This is a genomic window from Bradyrhizobium sp. i1.15.2, from assembly GCF_040548425.1.
Classification (GTDB): Bacteria; Pseudomonadota; Alphaproteobacteria; order Rhizobiales; family Xanthobacteraceae; genus Bradyrhizobium; species Bradyrhizobium canariense.
On the sequence record NZ_JBEPRQ010000022.1, the window covers coordinates 1 to 22033 of the forward strand.

The 22033-nt window shown below is 64.8% G+C and carries 23 protein-coding genes and 1 pseudogene; 10 read left to right on the forward strand and 14 right to left on the reverse strand.

From position 1 onward, the window contains the following. From ABIB80_RS29110 to ABIB80_RS29125, 4 genes and pseudogenes are all read left to right on the forward strand, one after another. Nucleotides 1-165, forward strand: a pseudogene (locus ABIB80_RS29110) (chemotaxis protein CheW); the annotation flags it as partial. A gap of 73 nt (nucleotides 166-238) precedes the next feature. Next, nucleotides 239-604 (forward strand): response regulator, encoded by a 366-nt coding sequence (locus ABIB80_RS29115; RefSeq protein ID WP_007600538.1) that lies wholly within the window; start codon nucleotides 239-241, stop codon nucleotides 602-604. Between the two features lie 74 nt (nucleotides 605-678). Further along, entirely contained in the window at nucleotides 679-1875 is a 1197-nt protein-coding gene (locus ABIB80_RS29120) for a protein-glutamate methylesterase/protein-glutamine glutaminase (RefSeq protein ID WP_007600539.1), read from the forward strand. After that, nucleotides 1872-2744, forward strand: a complete 873-nt coding sequence (locus tag ABIB80_RS29125; protein WP_007600540.1) for a CheR family methyltransferase — start codon at nucleotides 1872-1874, stop codon at nucleotides 2742-2744. The genes ABIB80_RS29120 and ABIB80_RS29125 overlap by 4 nt, the downstream gene beginning before the upstream one ends. 50 nt (nucleotides 2745-2794) lie before the next feature. Here the strand turns inward: ABIB80_RS29125 and ABIB80_RS29130 are convergent, their stop codons facing one another. The 4 genes from ABIB80_RS29130 to ctrA all read right to left on the reverse strand — a co-directional run bounded on the left by ABIB80_RS29130 (nucleotide 2795) and on the right by ctrA (nucleotide 5619). Further along, the gene (locus ABIB80_RS29130) at nucleotides 2795-3955 is read right to left on the reverse strand and encodes a glutathionylspermidine synthase family protein (protein WP_007600541.1); all 1161 of its coding nucleotides are present in this window, start codon (nucleotides 3953-3955) and stop codon (nucleotides 2795-2797) included. A 3-nt stretch (nucleotides 3956-3958) separates the two neighbouring features. Further along, nucleotides 3959-4345, reverse strand: coding sequence for a hypothetical protein (locus tag ABIB80_RS29135; protein ID WP_007600542.1), 387 nt, complete (start codon nucleotides 4343-4345; stop codon nucleotides 3959-3961). Nucleotide 4346: 1 nt separating this feature from the next. Then, nucleotides 4347-4751 (reverse strand): DUF350 domain-containing protein, encoded by a 405-nt coding sequence (locus ABIB80_RS29140; RefSeq protein WP_007600543.1) that lies wholly within the window; start codon nucleotides 4749-4751, stop codon nucleotides 4347-4349. Nucleotides 4752-4917: 166 nt separating this feature from the next. After that, on the reverse strand, nucleotides 4918-5619 hold the full coding sequence (gene ctrA, locus ABIB80_RS29145) for a response regulator transcription factor CtrA (protein ID WP_007600544.1): 702 nt from the start codon (nucleotides 5617-5619) through the stop codon (nucleotides 4918-4920). A 415-nt stretch (nucleotides 5620-6034) separates the two neighbouring features. Here ctrA and fliI point away from each other — a divergent pair, with 415 nt between their 5' ends. The 5 genes from fliI (at nucleotide 6035) to ABIB80_RS29170 (ending at nucleotide 11030) form a co-directional block, all read left to right on the forward strand. After that, the gene (gene fliI, locus ABIB80_RS29150; RefSeq protein WP_007600545.1) at nucleotides 6035-7360 is read left to right on the forward strand and encodes a flagellar protein export ATPase FliI; all 1326 of its coding nucleotides are present in this window, start codon (nucleotides 6035-6037) and stop codon (nucleotides 7358-7360) included. A 121-nt stretch (nucleotides 7361-7481) separates the two neighbouring features. Further along, on the forward strand, nucleotides 7482-7901 hold the full coding sequence (gene fliJ, locus ABIB80_RS29155; protein WP_007600546.1) for a flagellar export protein FliJ: 420 nt from the start codon (nucleotides 7482-7484) through the stop codon (nucleotides 7899-7901). 179 nt (nucleotides 7902-8080) lie between these two features. Then, on the forward strand, nucleotides 8081-8626 hold the full coding sequence (locus tag ABIB80_RS29160) for a sigma-70 family RNA polymerase sigma factor (protein WP_007600547.1): 546 nt from the start codon (nucleotides 8081-8083) through the stop codon (nucleotides 8624-8626). Between the two features lie 37 nt (nucleotides 8627-8663). Further along, nucleotides 8664-9719 (forward strand): anti-sigma factor, encoded by a 1056-nt coding sequence (locus ABIB80_RS29165; RefSeq protein WP_007600548.1) that lies wholly within the window; start codon nucleotides 8664-8666, stop codon nucleotides 9717-9719. A gap of 351 nt (nucleotides 9720-10070) precedes the next feature. Further along, complete coding sequence (locus ABIB80_RS29170) at nucleotides 10071-11030, forward strand: helix-turn-helix transcriptional regulator (protein WP_007600550.1); 960 nt, start codon at nucleotides 10071-10073, stop codon at nucleotides 11028-11030. Nucleotides 11031-12026: 996 nt separating this feature from the next. Here ABIB80_RS29170 and ABIB80_RS29175 read toward each other — a convergent pair. From ABIB80_RS29175 to ABIB80_RS29210, 8 genes are all read right to left on the reverse strand, one after another. Next, nucleotides 12027-12227 (reverse strand): hypothetical protein, encoded by a 201-nt coding sequence (locus tag ABIB80_RS29175; RefSeq protein WP_007600553.1) that lies wholly within the window; start codon nucleotides 12225-12227, stop codon nucleotides 12027-12029. 294 nt (nucleotides 12228-12521) lie between these two features. After that, nucleotides 12522-14663 carry a flagellar biosynthesis protein FlhA gene (gene flhA, locus ABIB80_RS29180; protein WP_219685354.1) on the reverse strand — a complete coding sequence of 714 codons (2142 nt, stop codon included), beginning with the start codon at nucleotides 14661-14663 and terminating at the stop codon, nucleotides 12522-12524. A gap of 374 nt (nucleotides 14664-15037) precedes the next feature. Next, a complete protein-coding gene (locus ABIB80_RS29185) occupies nucleotides 15038-15340 on the reverse strand; it encodes a copper-binding protein (protein ID WP_007600556.1) in 303 nt (100 codons plus the stop codon). A 14-nt stretch (nucleotides 15341-15354) separates the two neighbouring features. Further along, complete coding sequence (locus tag ABIB80_RS29190) at nucleotides 15355-15810, reverse strand: cupredoxin domain-containing protein (protein WP_007600557.1); 456 nt, start codon at nucleotides 15808-15810, stop codon at nucleotides 15355-15357. 35 nt (nucleotides 15811-15845) lie between these two features. After that, nucleotides 15846-17183 (reverse strand): copper oxidase, encoded by a 1338-nt coding sequence (locus tag ABIB80_RS29195; protein ID WP_007600558.1) that lies wholly within the window; start codon nucleotides 17181-17183, stop codon nucleotides 15846-15848. 13 nt (nucleotides 17184-17196) lie between these two features. Continuing rightward, entirely contained in the window at nucleotides 17197-18618 is a 1422-nt protein-coding gene (locus ABIB80_RS29200) for a TolC family protein (protein WP_007600559.1), read from the reverse strand. Nucleotides 18619-18628: 10 nt separating this feature from the next. After that, nucleotides 18629-18913, reverse strand: coding sequence for a hypothetical protein (locus ABIB80_RS29205; protein ID WP_354128860.1), 285 nt, complete (start codon nucleotides 18911-18913; stop codon nucleotides 18629-18631). A gap of 79 nt (nucleotides 18914-18992) precedes the next feature. Beyond that, nucleotides 18993-19439 (reverse strand): hypothetical protein, encoded by a 447-nt coding sequence (locus ABIB80_RS29210; RefSeq protein WP_354128861.1) that lies wholly within the window; start codon nucleotides 19437-19439, stop codon nucleotides 18993-18995. A gap of 152 nt (nucleotides 19440-19591) precedes the next feature. Here ABIB80_RS29210 and ABIB80_RS29215 point away from each other — a divergent pair, with 152 nt between their 5' ends. Then, nucleotides 19592-20857: an MFS transporter gene (locus tag ABIB80_RS29215; RefSeq protein WP_007600561.1), complete on the forward strand. Its 1266-nt coding sequence runs from the start codon at nucleotides 19592-19594 to the stop codon at nucleotides 20855-20857. On the opposite strand, the gene ABIB80_RS29220 is transcribed toward ABIB80_RS29215, so the two are convergent. Further along, a complete protein-coding gene (locus ABIB80_RS29220; protein WP_007600562.1) occupies nucleotides 20854-21261 on the reverse strand; it encodes a DUF4864 domain-containing protein in 408 nt (135 codons plus the stop codon). The genes ABIB80_RS29215 and ABIB80_RS29220 overlap by 4 nt on opposite strands. 54 nt (nucleotides 21262-21315) lie before the next feature. Further along, nucleotides 21316-21957, reverse strand: coding sequence for a TetR/AcrR family transcriptional regulator (locus ABIB80_RS29225; protein WP_007600563.1), 642 nt, complete (start codon nucleotides 21955-21957; stop codon nucleotides 21316-21318). Nucleotides 21958-22033 lie beyond the last annotated feature (76 nt).

Below are 22033 nucleotides of genomic sequence, written 5' to 3' on the forward strand. Positions count from 1 at the left end.
GAAGTGCTGCGGCTCGCCGAGGACGGCATGGAAGAAAACCCCGTCAATCTCGACCCCCGCATGGCCAAGCTCGCCGGCGGTGTCCACCGCCTCGATGGCCAGCTCATGGTCGTCCTCGACGTCGACCGCGTCCTCGAGCTCGCGCCCGAGATGATGGCGGCCTGATACGCCGGCACATCCGCCGACGTACCTGCAATTGGAAGTGTCCCCGCAAAAGCGGGGAGAAGCAGAGGTTCACATGCGAACTTGTCTCGTCGTTGATGATTCCAGCGTCATCCGTAAGGTTGCGCGCCGGATCCTGGAGGGTCTCGACTTCCAGATCCTCGAAGCCGAGGACGGTGAGAAGGCGCTGGAGGCCTGCAAGCGCGGCCTGCCCGACGCTGTGCTACTGGACTGGAACATGCCGGTGATGGACGGCTACGAGTTCCTCGGCCATCTCCGCCGCATGCCCGGCGGCGACCAGCCCAAGGTGGTGTTCTGCACCACCGAGAACGACGTCGCGCATATCGCGCGCGCGCTGCACGCCGGCGCCAACGAGTACATCATGAAGCCCTTCGACAAGGACATCGTGACGGCGAAATTCCAGGAAGTCGGCCTTATCTGAGCGACCGCCCGGAGGCTGAACGGCTCCTTCGGCGTTTGTCTTCAACTGACCGTTTCAGTCTGAGTTGGTGAGTAATGAGTGTTGCGTTCGCAGGTAATTCGACCCCGGGCTCGTCGCGGGAAGCCGGACCGTTGCGGGTGATGGTCGTCGACGACTCCGTCGTCATCCGCGGTCTGATCTCGCGCTGGATCGGTGCCGAGCACGACATGGAGGTCGCGGCGTCGCTGCGCACCGGGCTCGAGGCGGTCAACCAGATCGAACGCATCAACCCCGACGTTGCCGTGCTCGATATCGAAATGCCCGAGCTCGACGGCATCTCGGCGCTGCCGCAACTCCTGGCGAAGAAGCGCGATCTCGTCATCATCATGGCTTCGACGCTGACCCGCCGTAACGCGGAGATCAGCTTCAAGGCGCTGTCGCTCGGCGCCGCCGACTACATTCCGAAGCCGGAATCGACGCGCGAGGCGTCGGCTGCGGACATCTTCCACCACGACCTGATCCAGAAAATCCGCCACCTCGGCGCACGGCTTCGCCGCAAGCCCGCGGTTGCGAGCCCGCCGCTGGCGCCTGCGAGCCCGGCCCCGGCCGCACGTGGACCGGTTGTCGCGCGGCCTGCCGCGCCGGCTCCGGCCGTGCATGCGCCGTCGTCGTCCTCGGTGCTGTCCACGCGTCCGTTCTCGACCCAGGCACCGAAGGTGCTGCTGATCGGCTCATCGACCGGCGGTCCTCAGGCGCTGATGGCGCTCGTCGCCGAGCTTGGCGCCGTGATCGACCGCGTCCCGGTGCTGATCACCCAGCACATGCCGCCGACCTTCACCACCATTCTCGCCGAGCATCTGGCACGCACGAGCCGCAAGCCGGCGGCCGAGGCGGTCGATGGCGAGCCGGTGAAGCCGGGCCGCATCTACCTTGCGCCGGGCGGCAAGCACATGCGCGTCGTGCGCAGCGGCGCCGACGTGGCGATCGCGCTCGACGACGGTCCCGCCGTCAATTTCTGCAAGCCCGCGGTCGATCCGCTGTTCACCTCCGCCATCGACATCTGGCATGGCGCCATCCTCTCTGTGATCCTGACGGGCATGGGCTCGGACGGCATGCGTGGCGGCAAGGACATCGTCGCCGCCGGCGGCAGCGTGATCGCGCAGGACGAAGCCTCCAGCGTGGTCTGGGGGATGCCGGGCGCAGCGGCCAATGCCGGCATCTGCGCAGCGATCCTGCCGCTCAACCAGATCGGCGCCCGGGTCAATCGCCTGTTCGCGGGAGACCGCTCGTGACGCCTGTTGACTACGACTATCTGCGCAGATTCCTGAAGGAGCGCTCCGGCCTCGATCTCTCCCCGGACAAGCAGTATCTGGTCGAGAGCCGGTTGCTGCCGCTGGCTCGCAAGGCGAGCCTTAGCGGGATTCCCGATCTCGTGCTGAAGATCAGGAACGGCGACGGGCGGCTTGCGAGCGACGTGGTCGAAGCGATGACCACCAACGAGACCTTCTTCTACCGCGACAAGATCCCGTTCGATCATTTGCGCGAAACGATCCTGCCGGGGCTGCTTCGGGCGCGCGCGGCGCGCAAGTCGCTGCGCATCTGGTCGGCGGCATCGTCGACGGGACAGGAGCCCTATTCGATCGCAATGTGCGTGAAGGAGATGGGCGCAGCCTTCGCCGGCTGGCGCATCGAGATCGTCGCTACCGATCTGTCGCAGGAGGTGCTGGAGAAATCCAAGGCCGGCGTCTACAGCCAGTTCGAGGTGCAACGCGGCCTGCCGATCCAGCACCTGATGAAATACTTCACGCAAGCGGGCGAGGTCTGGCAGCTCAACGCCGACATCCGCGCGATGGTGCAGTTCCGCCAGCTCAATCTGTTGCAGGACTTCTCCCATCTCGGCACGTTCGACGTGATCTTCTGCCGCAACGTGCTGATCTACTTCGACCAGGACACCAAGGCCGTGATCTTCGAGCGCATGGCCAAGGTTTTGGAAGCCGACGGTACGCTGCTGCTCGGCGCTGCCGAATCCGTCGTCGGCATCACCGATGCGTTCCGCCCGATCGCCGACCGTCGTGGTCTCTATCAGCTCAACCCGACGCGCTCCGGCCGCCCGATGGGCGGATTGATGCCGCCGTCGTTAAAGGTGGCAGCGGCGCGCTGAGATGCGTTCTTCTCCTCTTCCACGAGGGGAAAAGGGAAGAAGAGCGCACCTCACAAGATCGCATGCGGTAGAAATCGCGAGCCGTTGCCGGTGATCGGGCTCTCGTCCTCGCGGATCGACAGGCCGCAGGGTTCGTGATCGACCAGCCAGCTTCCCACCACCGGATAGAAGTCTGAGAAGTTCGGCAGCGGTGCGAGCGCCTGTCGCACGAAGCCTTCGGCGCCGTAGGGTCCTGCCTGCTCGTCGAGCGGCATTCCGCCTGATACCAGCGTGACGTTGGCGCCTTCGCGCGACAGCAGCGGCTTGCGCACATACGAACTGCCGAGCTCGACTGCCCGCGGATCGTCCTCGAAGAAAGCCGGCAGCAGATTGGGATGGTTCGGAAACATCTCCCATAGCAGCGGCAGGATGCCCTTGTTGGAGAGCACCGCCTTCCACGGCGGTTCGATCCAGCGTGTCTGTGCGTCCTTGAGCTTTGCGCCGAAGGCGTCGTGGAACATCCATTCCCAGGGATAGAGCTTGAAGGCGAGCGCGATGTCGCGGTTGTCGAGATCGACGAAGCCGCCGGCATCATCGCGCCAGCCGATCGCCTCGATATCGAGTAGCGTGGTCGCCAGTCCCGCCTGGCGCGCCGTGTCTTCGAGATAAGCGAGCGTGCCGGCGTCCTCCTCATTCGCCGTGGTGCCGGTGAGATGGACATGGCGGCTAGCGGCAATCTGCTTCCACGCTTCGATCAGGCGTTCGTGGATGGAGTTGAACTGGTCGGCCCGCGACGGGATGATGCGCCGTTCGATCGCCTGTTCGAGCCAGGTCCATTGAAACACCGCGGCTTCGAAAATCGAGGTCGGCGTGTCCGCGTTGTATTCGAGCAGCTTTGCCGGTCCCCTGCCGTCGAATTTCAGATCGAGCCGGCCATAGAGGCTGCGGTCGTCGCGCGCCCAGCTCTCGGCGATCAGGCTCCAGAACGCGTCCGGTATCTTCAAGCGCTGCAGATGGCGCTCGTCGCCGATCACACGGCCGGCAAGCTCCAGGCACATCGCGTCGATCTCGCCGGTCGGTGCCTCGATGCCACGCTCGATCTCGTCGAGCGTGAAGGCGTAATAGGCGCGCTCGTCCCAATAGCGCTCGCCCTCGATGGTGTGGAAGGCGAAGCCGCATTGTTCGGCGGTCTGCCGCCAGTCGTCGCGCTCGGGGCAGACGATGCGTCGCATGGGTCAGCCGCCGCCGGAGAAGCCATGGCCAAACGAGCCGAAGCCGCCGCGGCTCACGCCGCCGGAGCCTGAATCGGACGACGCTCCGGACGAGGAATGGCTCGAGGAGTCGCTGCTGAAGAAACTCGATCGCGATGAGCCGCCGCCGCCCCCGGAGGAGCTGCGGCTGCTGCTGCACGAGGTGCTCGCTTGCACCGCCGGGTCCGTGCCGACAGGGGAGGGCTCGCAATTGTGCCGCGGCATCAGCGTGTAGGCGGTGGTGCCGACCGCGATCGTGCCCATCACCAGCAGCGCGACGTGGCCGGAGCGCTTCACCGGCTGTTGTGCAGGCGGCGGTCCGGCCGCCGGCCGGCGCTTGCCGAACTCCTTTTTGGAGGGCTTGTCGGCCATGTCAGTAGATCATGCAGGCGGCGTTGAGCAGCCCCGCGGCGAGCGAGGACAGCCCGAGCCAGATGGCAGCTGCAAGTTCGCCGGCGGCGATCCGCGCCGACAGATTCGGCACCGGCACTCTCACCAGAAAGAACACGACGATCTGGACGATCAGCGCGATCATCGCCCAGATCAGGCAGTCCAGCACATTGGCCGAATGCGCGATCGCGCTGACCAGCGGCGCCACGAAGCCCAGCAGGCTGAGGCCGAGCGCGATCGCCGCAGCCGGATCGTTGTCGCGGATCAGCTGGAATTCGTTGTGCGCCGTGATGCGGGTATAGGCGAACAGATACGCCACGATCGCGATCAGCCCGGTGCAGAAATAGACCAGGAAGGCGGGCAGGCCGGCGAGTGATTGCAGGATCATCGTTCCCCCATCGTGCAGCGACCATTCGTCGGCTGGGGAAGGATAGCGGTTCAACGGCGCAAGGACGATGAGGCCGCGTTCACGTCCCCAAAAAACAAAACCCCGCCATTTGCGGCGGGGTCCAGGCTGGGAGGAGCAAGCCCGAAGGGCTCGCACAGTAAACTGATCAGGCGGGAATGCGCTCTTCGACCTCATGCGGCTCGCGCAGCACGTAGCCGCGGCCCCACACGGTCTCGATGAAGTTGCGGCCTTCCGAGGCATTCGCGAGCTTCTTGCGGAGCTTGCAGATGAAGACGTCGATGATCTTCAGCTCGGGCTCGTCCATGCCGCCATAGAGGTGGTTGAGGAACATTTCCTTGGTGAGGGTCGTGCCCTTGCGGAGCGAGAGCAGCTCCAGCATCTGGTATTCCTTGCCGGTCAGATGCACGCGCTGGCCACCGACTTCCACCGTCTTGGTGTCGAGGTTGACGACGAGGTCACCGGTCTGGATCACCGACTGGGCATGGCCCTTGGAGCGGCGCACGATCGCGTGGATGCGGGCAACCAGCTCGTCCTTGTGGAAGGGCTTGGTCATGTAGTCGTCGGCGCCGACGCCGAGACCCTTGACCTTGTCCTCGATGCCGGCGAGGCCGGAGAGGATCAGAATTGGTGTCTTGATCTTGGAGACCCGGAGCTGCTTGAGCACGTCGTAGCCGGACATGTCGGGCAGGTTGAGGTCGAGAAGGATAATGTCGTAATCGTATAATTTACCGAGATCGACGCCTTCTTCCCCCAAATCGGTCGTGTAGACGTTGAAGCTCTCAGACTTCAACATCAGCTCGATCGACTGCGCGACGGCGCTGTCATCTTCAATCAGCAAAACGCGCATGCCAGTTCCCCATAGTCGCCGCTCCTGGGCGTCAGGTCGGCCGCATTCGCGGCACACAACAAAACGCCTTTGAACAACTGATTCGGATCCTGACAACAGATGGTTAACAAATTCTGTTTCTGGAACGCAAGCCCTGTAGATGCAATTTTCGTCGAATCGCCCTAAGGTCTTGTGTGCGAAGCAGCTTTCGTTATCCGGTTGCGTTCAAGTTCCACTTTAAGAGACGGGCCTAACCGACTCCCGCGACTCAGCCTTCTTCTGAAGGGGAGCCACGCTCAGTCACAAAGACAGTGACGCAATGATTAACGATGCGGGTAAACACGAAGTTAAGCGCCGTTCAGAAATATGGCGAAACTTAAGGTTCTCGCCACGAAACCCCGGGTTATGAAGGCGATCACCTCATGAAGGCCCTCTTGTGAAGGCTCTTGCCGAACAGATCGGCGACATTGACGGCATCAATATTTATGGCCGTGTGGTCGGCGTGCGCGGCCTGATGGTCGAGGTGGCCGGCCCGATCCATGCGATGTCGGTCGGCGCGCGGCTCGTGATCGAGACCGGCGGCAACCGTTCCATCCCCTGCGAGGTGATCGGCTTCTCCGGCAACAACGCCGTCGTGATGCCGTTCGCCGGTCTCGACGGCGTGCGGCGCGGCTGCAAGGCGGTCATCGCCAATGCCGCAAATCAGGTGCGGCCTTGCGCGGCCTGGCTCGGCCGCGTCGTCAATGCGCTGGGTGAGCCGATCGACGGCAAGGGGCCGCTCCCCCAGGGGCCGGCGCCGATGCCGTACCGCAATTCGCCGCCGCCGGCGCACTCGCGCAAGCGCGTCGGCGCGCCGCTCGATCTCGGCGTGCGCGCGATGAACACGTTCCTGACCTGCTGCCGCGGCCAGCGCATGGGCATCTTCGCAGGCTCCGGCGTCGGCAAGTCGGTGCTGCTGTCGATGCTCGCGCGCAACGTCGATGCCGCGGTCAGCGTCATCGGCCTGATCGGCGAACGCGGCCGCGAGGTCCAGGAGTTCTTGCAGGACGACCTCGGCGAGGAAGGCCTGGCGCGTTCCGTCGTCGTGGTCGCGACCTCCGACGAGCCGGCGCTGATGCGCCGTCAGGCCGCGTATCTGACGCTCGCGATCGCCGAATATTTTCGCGACGAGGAGCAGGACGTCCTTTGCCTGATGGATTCGGTGACACGCTTTGCCATGGCCCAGCGCGAGATCGGTCTGTCCGCGGGCGAGCCGCCGACCGCCAAGGGCTACACGCCGACCGTGTTCACCGAACTGCCGAAGCTTCTGGAGCGCGCCGGTCCGGGCCTGGGCGAGGGCGCCATCACCGCGATCTTCACGGTGCTGGTCGATGGCGACGACCATAACGAGCCGATTGCGGATGCCGTCCGCGGCATCCTCGACGGCCACATCGTGATGCAGCGCTCGATCGCCGAGCGCGGCCGCTACCCCGCCATCAACATCCTCAAATCCGTCTCCCGCACCATGCCGAAATCGGCCGACCCGGAGTTCTGGCCGACCATCCAGAAGGCGCGGGCGGTGATGGCGACCTATGCCGACATGGAGGAATTGATCCGTCTGGGCGCCTACCGCGCCGGCTCCAGCCCGGAGGTCGACGAGGCGATCCGCCTGCACGAGCCGCTGGAGGCCTTCCTGCGCCAGCGCAAGGACGAAAATGCATCGCTGGCGGACGGCTACCGCCAGTTGGCGCAAATCCTCGGTGATTTGGAAACGGAACGCTAACTTTGTCCGGTCATCATCCCATCCCACAGAGTAGCAGAGCCGGTCTTGGCCCCAGTCGGGCCTGTGGGGAGACCGGTGTTGTCCCACGTGCAGCCAAGGGACTTCTGGGGAGTACGAGTCGATGAAGTCACGTGATACCCTCATCCGCCTGAAGAAATTTCAGGTCGACGAGAAGCGCCGCCGGGTCAGCCAGATCGAGACCATGATCGCCGACTTCCAGCGGATGTCGACCGATCTTGAACGCGAGATCTCGACCGAGCAGGAGCGCGCCGGGATCAACGATCCCTCGCACTTCGCCTATCCGACCTATGCCAAGGCTGCCATCCAGCGTCGCGAGAACCTGACCCGCTCGGCCGACGAGCTGAAGGGCCAGCTCGACGAGGCCAAGGCAGCGCTGGCCGAAGCCTTCGAGGAGCTGAAGAAGGTCGAGCTCCTCGACGAGCGCGATCAGGCCCGCGAACGCGCCGAGGAAAACGCCCGCGAGCAGGCCGATCTCGACAGCATCGGCCTGATGCGTGCCCGCATGGGCGCCGTCGCCTGAGGCGCTAGCCGCCAGACCTGCGAGAATTTGCAGAACCCGGACCCCAAAGGTCCGGGTTTTTGCATGTGCTGGCCACAGTGTGCCGCCGCGCCCCCTTGGTGGTCGGCTTTGTCGCGCGCTATGGTGGCGGCGTGCCAGGACCTGCGCGGAATGCGACGGGCCGCGCATTGGGGGGCTGAATGCTGACGCCAGCAGAGCTGGTCGGGCTGATTGGGGCAGTGGCGCAGGGCGATCAGGCCGCGTTCGAGCGCCTCTACGTCGCCACGCGCGCGAAACTCTATGGCGTCGTGCTCCGTATCTTGCGCCGACAGGATCTCGCAGAGGAGGTCATTCAGGAGACCTACGTCAAGATCTGGAACAGCGCCGGCCAGTTCAATCCCGCTCTCGCGTCGCCGATCACATGGATGGCGTCGATCGCGCGCAACCGCGCGATCGACGTCGTGCGCAAGAAGACGGAAGTCTCCATCGAGGAAGAGCCGCAGGCGATGGAAGTCGCAAGCGATAGCCCCGATCCGTTGGCGCGGCGCGAGATGACCGAGGAATTGAGGCGGCTGCTGGAATGTATCGGCCGGCTCGAGCCGGACCGTCAGAGGCTCGTGCTTCTCGCCTATTACAACGGCTGGAGCCGCGAGCAACTGGCGGAGAAATTCGCGGCGCCCGTCAACACGGTGAAGACGTGGCTTCGGCGCAGCATGATGGATATTCGCGAATGTCTCGGACTATGAGGGCTTCGACGGTGAGGGCGAGTCTGGATCGCAAGTGATGGCCTATACGGAGGACCATATCGCGCTCGCCGCGGAATATGCGCTCGGCACGCTCGACGCCGGCGAGCGCGCGCAGGTCGAGACCATGATGGCGGTGGACAAGGCGTTCGCCGATGTCGTGCAGGCGTGGGCATTCCGGCTCGGCGTCCTCAACCAGATGGTCGGCTCGATCGAGCCGCGTCCGATCGTGTGGGAGAACATCAGGTCCGAGCTCGCGCGGACGGGCTTTGCGCAGGATCCGCCAGCGCTGCCGGACGCAGCGCCGCCACCTGTGCCGGAGTTTTCCTCGCCCGACACCGTGCCTCCGCCGGTGCCGTCGGAGACTATGCAGCAACCGGCGCCGCAGCCTCCCGAAGCGGAGCAGCCCGAAACGACGCCACCGGCGCCCGATGCGCTTCCCGATGTCGTGCCGATCTTCATGCCGCAGGTCCACGCGCCAGACCCGGAGGTCGCGCGTACGCCACCGCCGCCGGTTGCCGACAACAGTAACGTGATCCGGCTCGAGGGGCGCGTGAAGCGCTGGCGCACCATCGCATCCGCCGTCGGTGCGCTCGCGGCCGCGCTGCTCGTGACGCTGTCGCTTCAGATATTCCAGCCCGAGGCGCTCCCGGGCGGCTTGCGACCGGCGCCACGCATCCAGACGGTCGAGGTGAAGACACCGGCGCCGCTCCCGGTGTCGTCGCAATATGTCGCGCTGTTGCAGGGCCAGGGCGGAGGTCCTGCCTTCATCCTCACCATCGACGGTGCGACCAAGAACTTCACCGTGCGCAAAGTGGGCGCGACACCGGAGCCCGGCAAGAGTTTCGAGCTCTGGCTGATCTCCGACAAGCTGCCGCGCCCGCGCTCGCTCGGCGTGATCGGCGCCGGCGATTTCACCGCACGACCGGTGCTCGGTTCGTACGATGCCGACGTCGTCAACAGCGCGACCTACGCGGTCACCGTCGAGCAGGCGGGCGGCTCGCCCAATGGCCAGCCGACCTCGGCGCCCATATTTTCCGGCAAGCTGATCGAGACCGTGCCGCCGTCACAGCCGCAGGCGCCCGCGAAGAAGTAGGTTTCTATTGTCGTCCTGGCGAAAGCCAGGACCCATTACCCCAAGAGCTTGTTGCAAGAGTGAGCCGTGGCCACACGGGTGAGCAACCACTCAATCCCGGGGTAATGGGTCCTGGATCGGCGCTCGCTCTGCTCGCTTGTCCAGGACGACACCGGGGGCATTGGACGCTTCAACATCGTCGTGGCAATGCCTGATCGGTTTCTGTCGCCACCGTCCACCTCTCCGTCGCATCCCGACAATTCCCGCCGAATCCTCCCCCGATTTGAACCTCCATCCGTTTCGTGGCGTCAAATGCCCGGAATTTGCAGTCGGCGCCCCCAAGCATGGCGCCGGAGAGGGGCGAGAAATCAGATGGATGCAGCGAAAACGTCGGGCATCTTCATTCACCAATATGCGGGGCTGCCACACGGCCAGGCCTTCGAACATTGGCGCGAGCGGACTTTCGGGGCCTGCGGCCTGGATATCGGGCCGAGCCGGGGCGACAGCATCGATTGCCGGCTCCAAGTCAGCGTGGTCGACAATATCGCACTCGCCATTCCCGAAGGCGCCTCCGCGCAATATTCACGCACCCAGAGCCACCTTGCCGACGGCAGCGACGATCTCGTCCTGATCGCGGCACACGCGGGTCTCGTCCGCGTTGGGCAGAACGGCCATGCCGTGGAGCTTGCGCCCGCGCAGATGGTGCTCGTCGACATGGGCATCACCGGCACCGTGGGCCACACCGAGGAAGATCGCTTCACCACCATCCGCATGCCGCGCCGCGCACTCCTCGACATCAGTCCACGCGCCGAGGACAAGCTGTCGCAAGTGCTCTCGGACGGCGCGGTCGCCGAGACGATCTTCCGCTACCACTCCCTTGCGGCCCATCACGCGCCGCATCTCGACGCCGTCGGCCAGCGCCTCACCGCGCAGCACATGGTCGATCTCGTCGGGCTCCTGCTCGGCACTGACGCCGAGCATGCAAGTCTTGCGCGCGGGCGAGGTCATGCGGCGGCCCGTCTCGATCTCATGCGCGCCGACGTGATGGCTGCACTTGGCCGCAACGATCTCTGCCTGTCCGAGATTGCCACGCGCTCGGGCCTGAGCCCGCGCCAGGCACAGCGCCTGTTCGAGCAGGCCGGAACGACCTTCACCGAATTCGTTCTGGAGCAGCGCCTGCTGCAGGCGCGCAAGCTGCTCAGCGATCCTCGCGCCAGGACCCGCAAGATCAGCGACATCGCGCATTCGTCGGGCTTCTCCGATCTGTCCTATTTCAACCGCGCCTTCCGCAAGCGCTTTGCCGCGACGCCGTCGGAACTGCGCGAGGCCTGAGCCGCGCCGCGTAGGCGTAGCCCCGGGTGAGCGAAGCGACACCCGGGGTCGCTCGCGGAGACATCCCGGACATCGCTGCGCTCATCCGGGCTACAAGATATCGCGTTGCCCGTCGGGCAAGACACCCAAGCTGCCGGTCAACCCGCGTGGCTCAAAATATTCCACTTTACCGAAATTCGGAATTGCGTATATTTCGCCTCACTCCGGCCCAAGGAAGAGGGGCGTGTCGCGATCGTCACGAACGCGGGCCGGACGGCGGTGGACGTTAGTCACATCGGCGCGAAGGGTTTCGCAGGGCGGGCAACCGTGAGCGAAGCCGCCGCGCACACGACCGGTGTGATCTGCGTACGGCGAAATCGTGTGGTCCTGGCGCCCGGGGTCTGTGCGCCAAGCGTTGCGGTGACGTCGCGGCCCAACCGGGGCGCGTGCATCAGCCATCCGCAAGGCGACGGGGGCAATAGTGCATCGCTCCCCGGGGAGAGCGCGACATAAGCCGTAAAGCCACTGCGCAGGGAAGGCCGGATGTTCAGGCTTCACCTGTATGCCGCTGTGCAATGTTCTTACGACAATCTCGCACAGTGGACCGCGGGTGCCAGCCGGCACCCGGTCTTCCCTGCGCCCTCTTTCTTCGGGGGTGAGGCGACGAAGCAAAGCTCGGGCGAACAAGCCGCGAGATGGCGAAGGTGTGTCTGCGAGTGAGATGCGAATTTAAAGAGCGACGCTGCCACCCACAGATTCCGTCATTGCGAGCGCAGCGAAGCAATCCAGCCTGTCTCGGCGGAGGGATTCTGGATTGTTTCGTCGCAAGAACTCCTCGCAATGACGGAGCTGGACGCGCGTGCGCTCACGATGACGACATACCCCAGACATGAGAAAGCGCCCGTGGGGGGCGGGCGCTTTCTGTAGTCGACTTGGGGTTGGGGTCGTCTACATATCCACGTGGCGACTTTGGGGGGCTGATAAAGAGCCGCGTGAATTCCTGAAACTCAAATCTCCTTAGCGAACGAGGGACACGTTCGAGCTGGTGATGGCGATCGGCTTGCCCGCCTTCATGACGCGAGCGGTCTGGGTCAGGCCTTCGTCTGAACTCGTACGCGCGGTGATCCCGAGACCCGCCACCGCGATGCCGGCAACGAGCGCGACAACCACGATCTTGAGGTGGGTCGAGCGATCTGCGCTGTAAATCGAGTGGTTCATGGAAGGCTCCTGCCGCCATCTACCCGAAGTAGTCGCCTGCGTGTTTGGGCAGGTTCATGCTTCCGGTGCCCAACAACCTAGTATTGGGGGGATTCGTTCCCAAGAGGCGATCACAAGAGCGTGACATGACGTGAGAAGCCGCGATCAAAAACGATCCTTGATCGTGCAATTTGGCAATTATTTCAAAGCTGTAATGTGTCTGCCGGGCGCCTTGCCGGCCATTGATCGGCAAGGCGCCAGAAACTGAAAAACCATTTGCCTGTGGCCGAAAAACACACGGCTTCTTAAGGCAAATCAGATGCTTCCGACCGTTTTCAATCTCGCCCTGGGGTGGATTTCAGCTTGCGACAGCACGGTCGTTTGCGCCCGGAACCGCTCGACCAGGGAACGCACGAAGGGACGAATTGCCGCAGAGGTGACCAGCACCGGGGCCTCGCCTTCACGCGCGGCGCGCTCGAAGGCCTCGCGCACGCCGGTCATGAACTCCGACAGCTTCGAGGGTTGCATCGCGAGGCTGCGCTCCTCGCCCTGGCCGATAATGGATTCGGCAAAGGCTTGTTCCCACCGCGCCGAGAGCGCGATCAGCGGCAGATAACCGCTGTAGGAGGTGTTCTGCGCACAGATCTGCCGCGCCAGGCGGGCGCGGACGTGCTCCACCATGGTGGCCGGATTGCGCGAGAAGGCGAGCGAGTCCGCGATGCCTTCTAGAATGGTCGAGAGGTCGCGGATCGAGATGCGCTCGGCGAGCAGCAGCTGCAGCACGCGCTGGATGCCGGAGACGGTGACCTGTCCGGGCACGATGTCCTTGACCAGCTCCCCCTGCTCCTTCGGCAGCTCCTTGAGCAGCTTCTGCACCTCGCCATAGGAGAGCAGGTCCGACATGTTGGCCTTGAGCAGCTCGGTGAGGTGGGTCGAGAGCACGGTCGCGGCATCGACGACGGTGTAGCCCTTGAGCGAGGCTTCCTCCTTGAGGCTGGCATCGACCCAGGTCGCGGGCAGGCCGAAGGTCGGCTCGGTGGTGTGGATGCCGGGCACCTGCACCTGGCTGCCGCCGGGGTCCATGACCATGAACTGGTTCGGCCAGATCTTGCCGGTGCCGGCGTCGACCTCCTTGATCTTGATGATGTAGGTGTTGGCTTCGAGCTGGACGTTGTCGAGGATGCGCACGGCCGGCATCACAAAACCCATCTCGATCGCGAGCGAGCGGCGCAGCGCCTTGATCTGCTCGGTGAGGCGGTCGGTGCCGTCGGGGCCGTTGACCAGCGGCAGCAGGGCATAGCCGAGCTCGATCTTGAGGTCGTCGATCTTCAGCGCCGCGGAGATCGGCTCCTCCGCCGCAGCGGAGCCGGCTGCGCCCGGCGTTCCCGGCGCAGGTGCGGTCTTTGCAACTTCGGCAGCCCTGGCAGTCGCCCGATTGCGGTTGCGGGCGTGCCAGGCGAGCGCGCCGGCACCGGAACCGAGCGCCAGGAAGGGGATGGTCGGGATGCCCGGCAGGGCCGCCAGCACCAGCATGACCGCCGCGGACATCGCGAGCGCCTGCGGATATCCGGAGAACTGCTTCATCAGCGCCTTGTCGGCGGCGCCGGACACGCCGGCCTTGGAGACCAGCAGGCCGGCCGCGGTCGAAACGATCAGCGCCGGCACCTGGGTGACGAGGCCGTCACCGACGGTCAGCAGCGTGTAGCTGCGGCCGGCGTCGGCGAAGGACAGGCCCTGCTGCGCCACGCCGATGATCATGCCGCCGACGACGTTGATGAAGACGATCAGAAGGCCGGCAATGGCGTCGCCGCGGACGAATTTGGAGGCACCGTCCATGGCGCCGAAGAAGCCGCTCTCGTCCTCCAGATCCTTGCGCCGCTGCTTGGCGACCGCCTCGTCGATCAGTCCGGCGGAGAGGTCGGCGTCGATCGCCATCTGCTTGCCGGGCATGGCGTCGAGGTGGAAGCGGGCGGCGACTTCGGCGATGCGGCCCGAACCCTTGGTGATGACGACGAAGTTGACGATGATCAGGATGGCGAAGACGATGATGCCGATGACGAAATTGCCGCCCATCACGAAGCTGCCGAAGGCCTCGATGACGTGACCGGCGGCATCCGTGCCCTCGTGCCCGTGCGACAGGATCAGGCGGGTCGAGGCCATGTTGAGCGACAGCCGCAGCATGGTCGAGATCAGCAGGACGGTCGGGAAAGCGGAGAATTCCAGCGGCGCCTGGATGAACAGCGACGTCATCAGGATCAGGATCGAGAGCGTGATTGAAATCGCCAGGAACAGGTCCAGCACGATCGCGGGCAGCGGAAGGATCAGCACCACCAGGATGGTGAGGACGCCGAGCGCCAGCGCGATATCGCCGCGTTTGAGGATGTTGCCGATCTCGGCAAGGGTGGGGAAACCGGCGTTTGTGCCGCCTACGCCCTGTCCCGCGGTGACGTCGACCATGGTAGCTGCCCCTCCGCGCGACTGCCGTCCGCGCGCCCCAAACGTCTGCCCGACGGCCGAAGGGCCGCCGTTCCGAAAGTGAGGCACCGCACTGGCGTCCACAGGGCACTCCCCGTTCTACGCGGCTGACGACACTCGACTCCACTGGGCAATTCTTGCCGGGTGTATGGTTAGCAAACGGTTAATAAAGGGTGCGGCATGGGGGCTGGCCGGGTATTTCGGCCATCTGGCAGGCAAGCAGTCGTCATGCCCGGGCTTGTCCCGGGCATCCACGTTCTTCATGCCGCGCGGTAGGCGTGGATGGCCGGGACAAGCCCGGCCATGACGTTGTGGAAGCGTTTGGCGCCGAAATTCGGCGGACGGAGGCAGTAGCCCTATTTCGCCTTCTCCATCCGGGTCACCATGTACCCCGAAGCCGCCTCCTCGGCTTCGAAAGTCACCTTGTCGCCGACCTTCACCTGTTTGAGCACGGCCGGGTCCTTGACGCGGTAGACCATGGTCATGGGTTCATCCATGCCGAGGTTCTTCGCGGCCGCGTGCTTGAGCGTGATCTTGCCGGCGCCCTCGTCGATCTTCTTGACCTCGCCGCTGATCGCGGCGCCCTGGGCTGCCAGGGCACCTGTGGCAAGGCCGACGGCCAGCGACAGCCCTGCGGCGATACGGATGATGCGGTTCATGGGAGCTCCTTGCGTTACTTCACGGTGACGTGGCCGACCATGCCGTAGTCGCGGTGGTCGGGAATCAGGCACGAAAATTCGAACGTGCCGGTCTTGCTGAACTTCCAAAGGATCTCGGCTGTCTTGCTCGGTGCGAGCCTGACACCGTTGGGATCGTCGTGCTCCATGTGCGGATGCTTCTTCATCTCCACCGCATGCGCGAGATTCTCTTTGGTGGTGGCGAGCAGGAATTCATGGTCCTCCTTGCCGACATTGCGCAGCACGAAGCGGATCTGCTCGCCGCGTTTGACCTCGATCCTCGCGGGGGTGTAGTCCATCTCGTTCAGCAGGATCTCGATGGTGCGCGCGGGCTTTTTGGAATCGCCGGGCTCGCCGGCCGAAAAGGTGCCGTGCCCGTGCTGGTCGTGGGCAAAGGCCGGCGCGGTGGAAAGCGCGGCCAGCGCCAGACCGAGCTTGATCGTCGTCTTCATTGGTATCTCCAGTTGGTGGTGGTTCATCGAAACGCTCACATCTTCATGTTCTTCATCGGCGGCCCGCCTGGTTGTTGGCGCACGGGCTCCGGGGCCGGCGGGGTGACCTCGTAGGCGACGGTGCCTTGCGGGAATTGGTAGGGGCCGGGATCGCGATAATCGTCGCGCGCGAGGCCTTCGCGGATCTTCATCACCGTGAACATGCCGCCCATCTCGATCGGGCCGAACTGGCCGGTGCCGGTCATCATCGGCAGCGTGTTGTCGGGCGCGGGCATCTCCATGTTGCCCATCGCCATGCCGGTCGAGCCCATCGCCATGCCGTCAGGCGCGAGCTTGCCGACGGCCCTGGCGAGATCCTTGCGCGACACCCCGATCATGTTGCGCATGTCGTGTCCCATCGCATTCATGGTGTGATGCGACTTGTGGCAGTGGAACGCCCAGTCGCCGGGGTTGTCGGCGAGCACGTCGAACACCCTGACAGCGCCGACCGGTACGTCCGTGGTTGTCTCCGGATATTGCGCGCTCTCCGGAATCCAGCCGCCGTCGGTGCAGGTCACTGCAAAGCTGTGGCCGTGCAAATGGATCGGATGGTTGGTCATGCTGAGATTGCCGATGCGCACGCGCACCTTGTCGCCGAGTCTGACCGGCAGCGGATCGATGCCGGGAAACACGCGCGCGTTCCAGGTCCACATGTTGAAGTCGGTCATCTCGTTGACCTGCGGCAGATAGGTGCCGGGATCGACGCGATAGGTGCTCATGACGAAGACGAAGTCGCGGTCCACGGCCCGAAAGTTCGGGTCGCGCGGATGCACGACGACCATGCCCATCATGCCCATCGCCATCTGCACCATCTCGTCGGAATGCGGGTGGTACATGAAGGTCCCGCTCTTCTTCATCTCGAACTCGTAGACGAAGGTTTTTCCCGGCTGGATGTGAGGCTGCGTCAGCCCGCCGACACCGTCCATGCCGCTGGGAATGATCATGCCGTGCCAGTGCACGGTGGTGTATTCGGGCAGTCTGTTGGTCACGAAGATGCGGACCTTGTCGCCCTCGACGGCCTCGATCGTCGGTCCCGGCGACTGGCCGTTATAGCCCCACAGATTCACCTTCATGCCCTCGGCGAATTCGCGCACCACGGGCTCAGCAACGAGATGGAATTCCTTCCAGTCGCCGTTCATCCGAAACGGAAGCGACCAGCCGTTCAGCGTGACCACGGGGCGATAGTCCGGCCCACCGGCGGGATGCAGCGGCGCTTGCATCACCGCCTTGTCCATGTGCGGGGCTTCCGGAATCGAGGCGGCCTGCGCGCGGCCGCTGACGACGGATGCGCCGGCGAGCGCGGCGCTACCCAAAAATCCTCGGCGGGAAAACATGCTGGCCTCCATGTCAGTGACCGCCATCGGCAGGCGCTGCCGCGGCGAGAGTGGTTGAATTGTCGCCGTCAGCAGGCGCGCCGCCGCCATTGACGGCGGTCTGCAAGTCGGACTGGGCAAGGAAAAATCTTTGCTTCGCATCGATTGCACCGCGCAGCGACGCAAGTCGCTGCCGCGCCTCGTTGAGCAGCGCGAAGATATCGACCTGCATGCTGGAGAAGCGGAGCTGCATCTCCTCGGTGATGATCTTTCGCAAGGGGATGATCTCGCGCTGATAGTGGCTGGCGATGTCGTAGCCCGAGCGATAGATCCGGTAAGCATCGCGCGCCTCGGAGCGTACGTTCACGGCGCGCTCGGTCAGCCGATTGAAGGCGAAATTGTAAGTCTCCGCCGCCTGCCGCACCCGCACCTCGCCGCCGTCGAAGATCGGGATCTGGAACTGCACGTCGAAGCCGCGTTCGCGGAACGGCGCGCCTTCCGGATCCCGGGTGCGGCGGGAGATGCCGGCGAGATCGAGCAGCGTCACGAAGCGCGTCGCCTCCGTGAGGTTCAGCGACTTCGCGAGCGCGGTCAGCTCGAGCCGCGCGATCTGAAGGTCGATGCGATGGGCGACCGCGTCGGCTTCAATCGACGGCAAAGCCTGCGGCCGGCGCGGCAGCGGCGGCAGCTGGTTGGGCAGGCGGAAGTCGAGGCCGCCGTCCCACAGTCCCATCAGGCGCGCCAGCTTTTCGCGCGCGCTCGTCGCCGTCTGTCGCGCGGTGGCAAGGTCGGCGGTGGTTTCGGCGTAAAACACCTGTTCACGAGCCTGATCGAGCTTGTTGATCGAGCCCGTTTCGCCGAGCTTGACCGCGAGCTGTGCGGTCGATTCCGCCGTCGCCTTCGCATCCGTCAGCAACGCCACCATCTCGTTGCCGCCCACGGCGCGCCAATAGACGCGGCGGACATCGGCGGCAAGCCGCAACGTCGCCAGACCCGCGCGCAATTGCGCCTGACGAAAACGGTCGCGGGCGATCTCCGAACGAAACGGCAGAGTGGCGAGCGCGAGGATGTCGCCGACGACCTGACGCTCGATTTCGCTGGCGCCGTTGCCCGAGATCCGCGAGACCGAGAACACGGGATTGGGCGGCAGGCTCTGCTCGACGAGATCGGTCTCGGCCAGCGCCAGCTCGTTATAGGCGGCCTGAAGCCCCTTGTTGTTGAGCAGGGCGATCTGCACGGCGGTCTCGGGGTTGAGTGTTCGCGACAGCAGTTGGCGAACGCGCGCGTCGACCGCGCCGGCTCCCTCGGCCGTCCGCACGAAGGCGACATCCTTTTTGAGGGTCTGGCTCGTCAGCTCCGAGACGGCATTCATGCCGCTGTCGGGCGAGAAGGCGGCGCAGCCTGACAGGCCGAGCGAGGCAAGAACGAGCAGGCTTTGCGCGAGACGGTGTGTCAATGACGCGCTCCTACCGGTCTTGCTTGGGCTGCGGCGCGACGTTCTCGTTGCGCTGGCGCCATGGTGCCGGCGTCGCAGGCCGCAGGCTGGTGTAGGGCGCAATCGTCGAATGATAGCCGGCGCGCGCGACCTTGGTCGCGGGATCGGCAGGATCAGCGCCCGCGACTTGTGTCGTTGCCGGCACGCAGCCGGACAGCGCCAATGCCGTCGCGGCCAGCAGCGGCCAATGGAATCGAAAGTGTCGTCCCCGCGCCGCGGATGCAGCGGCGGACTTCGCCCCGGTAAGCGTAAGCATGAGTCATCCCTGATCTGTCTGGAGACCACAGGTTCGCGCGCGCGGGTGCGCGCTCGGCCTGACGTCGTCGCGCGTCAGATCAGACGATGGGAGGGCGGTAGTGCAGGGGCGGCGCCGCGCTGTGCAGGCTGGCCACGATCTCGGGCGAGCAGGCGGAAACCGGCTGAAGCGGCTTTACGACGCTGGGCAGGTCGGCCGGCAGCGCGCTCACGCACATCATCGCGCAGCACGGTCCCGGCGTACCCTTGCCGTCGTGATGATGAGGGACGGCGGGCGCGTCCTGCGCGGCGGTCTGGTGATGCGCATGCGGCCCGGCGTGGTCATGCGAGGCGCCGTCATGCGTGTGGCCGGCCTGCATCTGGTGATGCACCGGCACGAGATCGGCGAGGAGCGCGTCGTCGAGGCACGGTGCTGGACCGCTACCCCAGGCGAGGCTTGCGGCCGGCGCGAGCACGCAGAACAGATAGGCAAGGGCAATCACACGCCCCACCCTGATCCGCATCGATCGTGTCAATCGCAGCAACATTCCGCCGACATGCCCTTCGCGCGGCGATGTTGCACGCGCTGATTTGCAAAATAATGACAAAACGCGCGTTCGCCAAGCTCCTTCTTACCGCAGTGCACCGTGCATGCCCAATATCGCGCCACAATGGTTGACCCTGTGGCGATCCGCGGGCCATGGTCCCGCCCGTGCACGCGCCAAATCAATCGGGACAAACACCTGAAACATTCACCCCTGATTCGCGTCAGGCTTGGATGCGCCTCGTCATTGCGCTTCTGATCGGTTCGATCGGCGGCGTCGGCATGTGGGCGATCGTCGTGATGATTCCCGCGGTGCAGGCCGAATTCTCCGCGACGCGCGGCGCGGTGTCGCTGGCTTTCACGCTGATGATGTTCGGCTTCGGGCTTGGCGGCGTCATCGCCGGCAGGATCACCGACCGGTTCGGCATCGTGGCGGCGATGGCGATCAGCATTGCCTTCCTCGGCGTCGCCAATGTGCTGGCGGGTCTATCGACCCAACTCTGGCAGTTCGTGGCGGCGTATTTCCTGATCGGGCTCGGCACGTCGGCGACCTTCGCGCCGCTGATGGCGGAGGCCTCCCACTGGTTCGAGCGCTATCGCGGCCTGGCCGTGACCATCGTCGCGAGCGGTAATTATGTCGCCGGCACGATGTGGCCGCCGCTCGTGAGCACGGGCATGCAGACGATCGGCTGGCGTTACACGCACATCGGCATCGGCCTCGTCTGCGTCAGCCTGATGACCATCCTGGTGCTGGTCCTGCGCGCGCAGATGGGCGACGACAAGGTTCACGATCATGCCAATGCAGCGCCGCCGCGGGTCGACCTCAAGCTCTCGACCAATACGCTGACGGTGCTGCTCTCGATCGCCAGCATCTCCTGCTGCGTCGCCATGGCAATGCCGCAGGTGCATATCGTCGCCTATTGCGGCGATCTCGGATATGGCGTGGCGCGTGGCGCCGAGATGTTGTCGCTGATGATGGCCTGCGGCATCGTCAGTCGGATCGGCTCGGGCTACCTCGCCGACAAGATCGGCGGCATCCCGACGCTTCTGATCGGCGCCCTGGCGCAAGGCTTTGCGCTCGTATTCTACCTGTTCTTCGACAGCCTGACCTCGCTCTATTTGATCTCCGCGATGTTCGGCCTGTTCCAGGGCGGCATCGTGCCGAGCTATGCCATCATCGTGCGCGAGGCGATGCCGGCGAGCGAGGCCGCAACCCGCGTCGGCATCGTGATCTTCGCCTCCGTGTTCGGCATGTCGTTCGGCGGCTGGGTCTCGGGCGTCATCTTCGACGCGACAGGTTCCTATGCAGCGGCGTTCGCCAACGGTGTGGCGTGGAACGCGCTCAATATCGGCATCGTGCTGACGTTGCTGATCCGCTCGCGGATGAATGCAGTCAGGACCGGTCCAGGTTTTGCGACCTAGACTGCCTGTCCCGCCTTCAGCAGCGAACAACCCGTGATCTTGTAGCTGCCGTCTGCCTGCTGCTCGAGCGTGTAGAGCGCTTCCCAGGCCTCGCCATTGGCGTCGATGATATGGACGTGCTGGGCAATGCGGCTGCCCTCGCTCTTGCTGTCGCCGAATTCAAAGCTCTTGTGCCGATAGACCGGCGGGTAGCCGTTTTGCACCATGGACATGAAGATGTCGGGCGCGGGGAAGATCTCCCGGATCGCCGGTGCGGCGTAGGAATAGGCCGCGCGCGCGTCGTCGCGGCCGAATGCCTGCTCCTGGGCGCGGATGATATCCTGTGCCGTCGCGACATCGTCGGCACGCGCCGAGATCGGACCGAAGGCGACACTGAGAAAGACCAGCAAGGCGGCGATGCGCATGACAGGCTCCGCGTTGAAATCCCGGGCGGCGCCGATCCTAGCACATCTCGCGGGCTATCGCTTCCGCTTTGCAGCCGGCTTCGCGGGCCTGGCGGCCACGCGGGCCTTGGCTTTCACGACAGGCTGCACCCGCAAACCGTCAACGAACACGTTGAGCATCCGCAGCACCGAGGATTGCCAGCCGGGCTGGTCGTGCATGTAGCACATGCCGAAGAACGCGCGCAGCAAGTCCTCGGGGCTGACGTCCGCGCGCATCGCGCCGGCCGCGGCTGCCCGATCGAGCAGCGAGCCGATCGCCTTGCTCAGGCGCTCAAAGGAAAAGGCATGCAACTCCGACCCGCTCTGCACCGCGAGTGCCAGGGCTGCCACCATGCCCTTTTTGGTGGCAACGAATTCGACACCTGAGCGCAGCCAGCGCCGCAGCGCATCCACCGGGTCCTTCGCATTCTTCAACTGCTCGGCGAGTTCGCTGAGCTGCTCGACCTCGCGCCGGTACACCGCCTCGAACAAATCCTCGCGCGTCGGGAAATGCCGATAGAGCGTGCCGATGCCGACGCCGGCGCGTTTTGCCACCGCCTCCAGGCTCGCCTCCGGCCCGCCCGCGTTGAACACGGCTTTCGCCGCCTCGAGCACGCGCTCGCGATTGCGCACGGCATCGGCACGCGGCTTGCGGATCTGATCGGTGTGGTCGTCCATGCCGGCACTGTAGATCACGAATTGGTTAGATTGAACCCTTGTGGGGCTGCATCGCGTTGATGCGCACGGGCTTTTG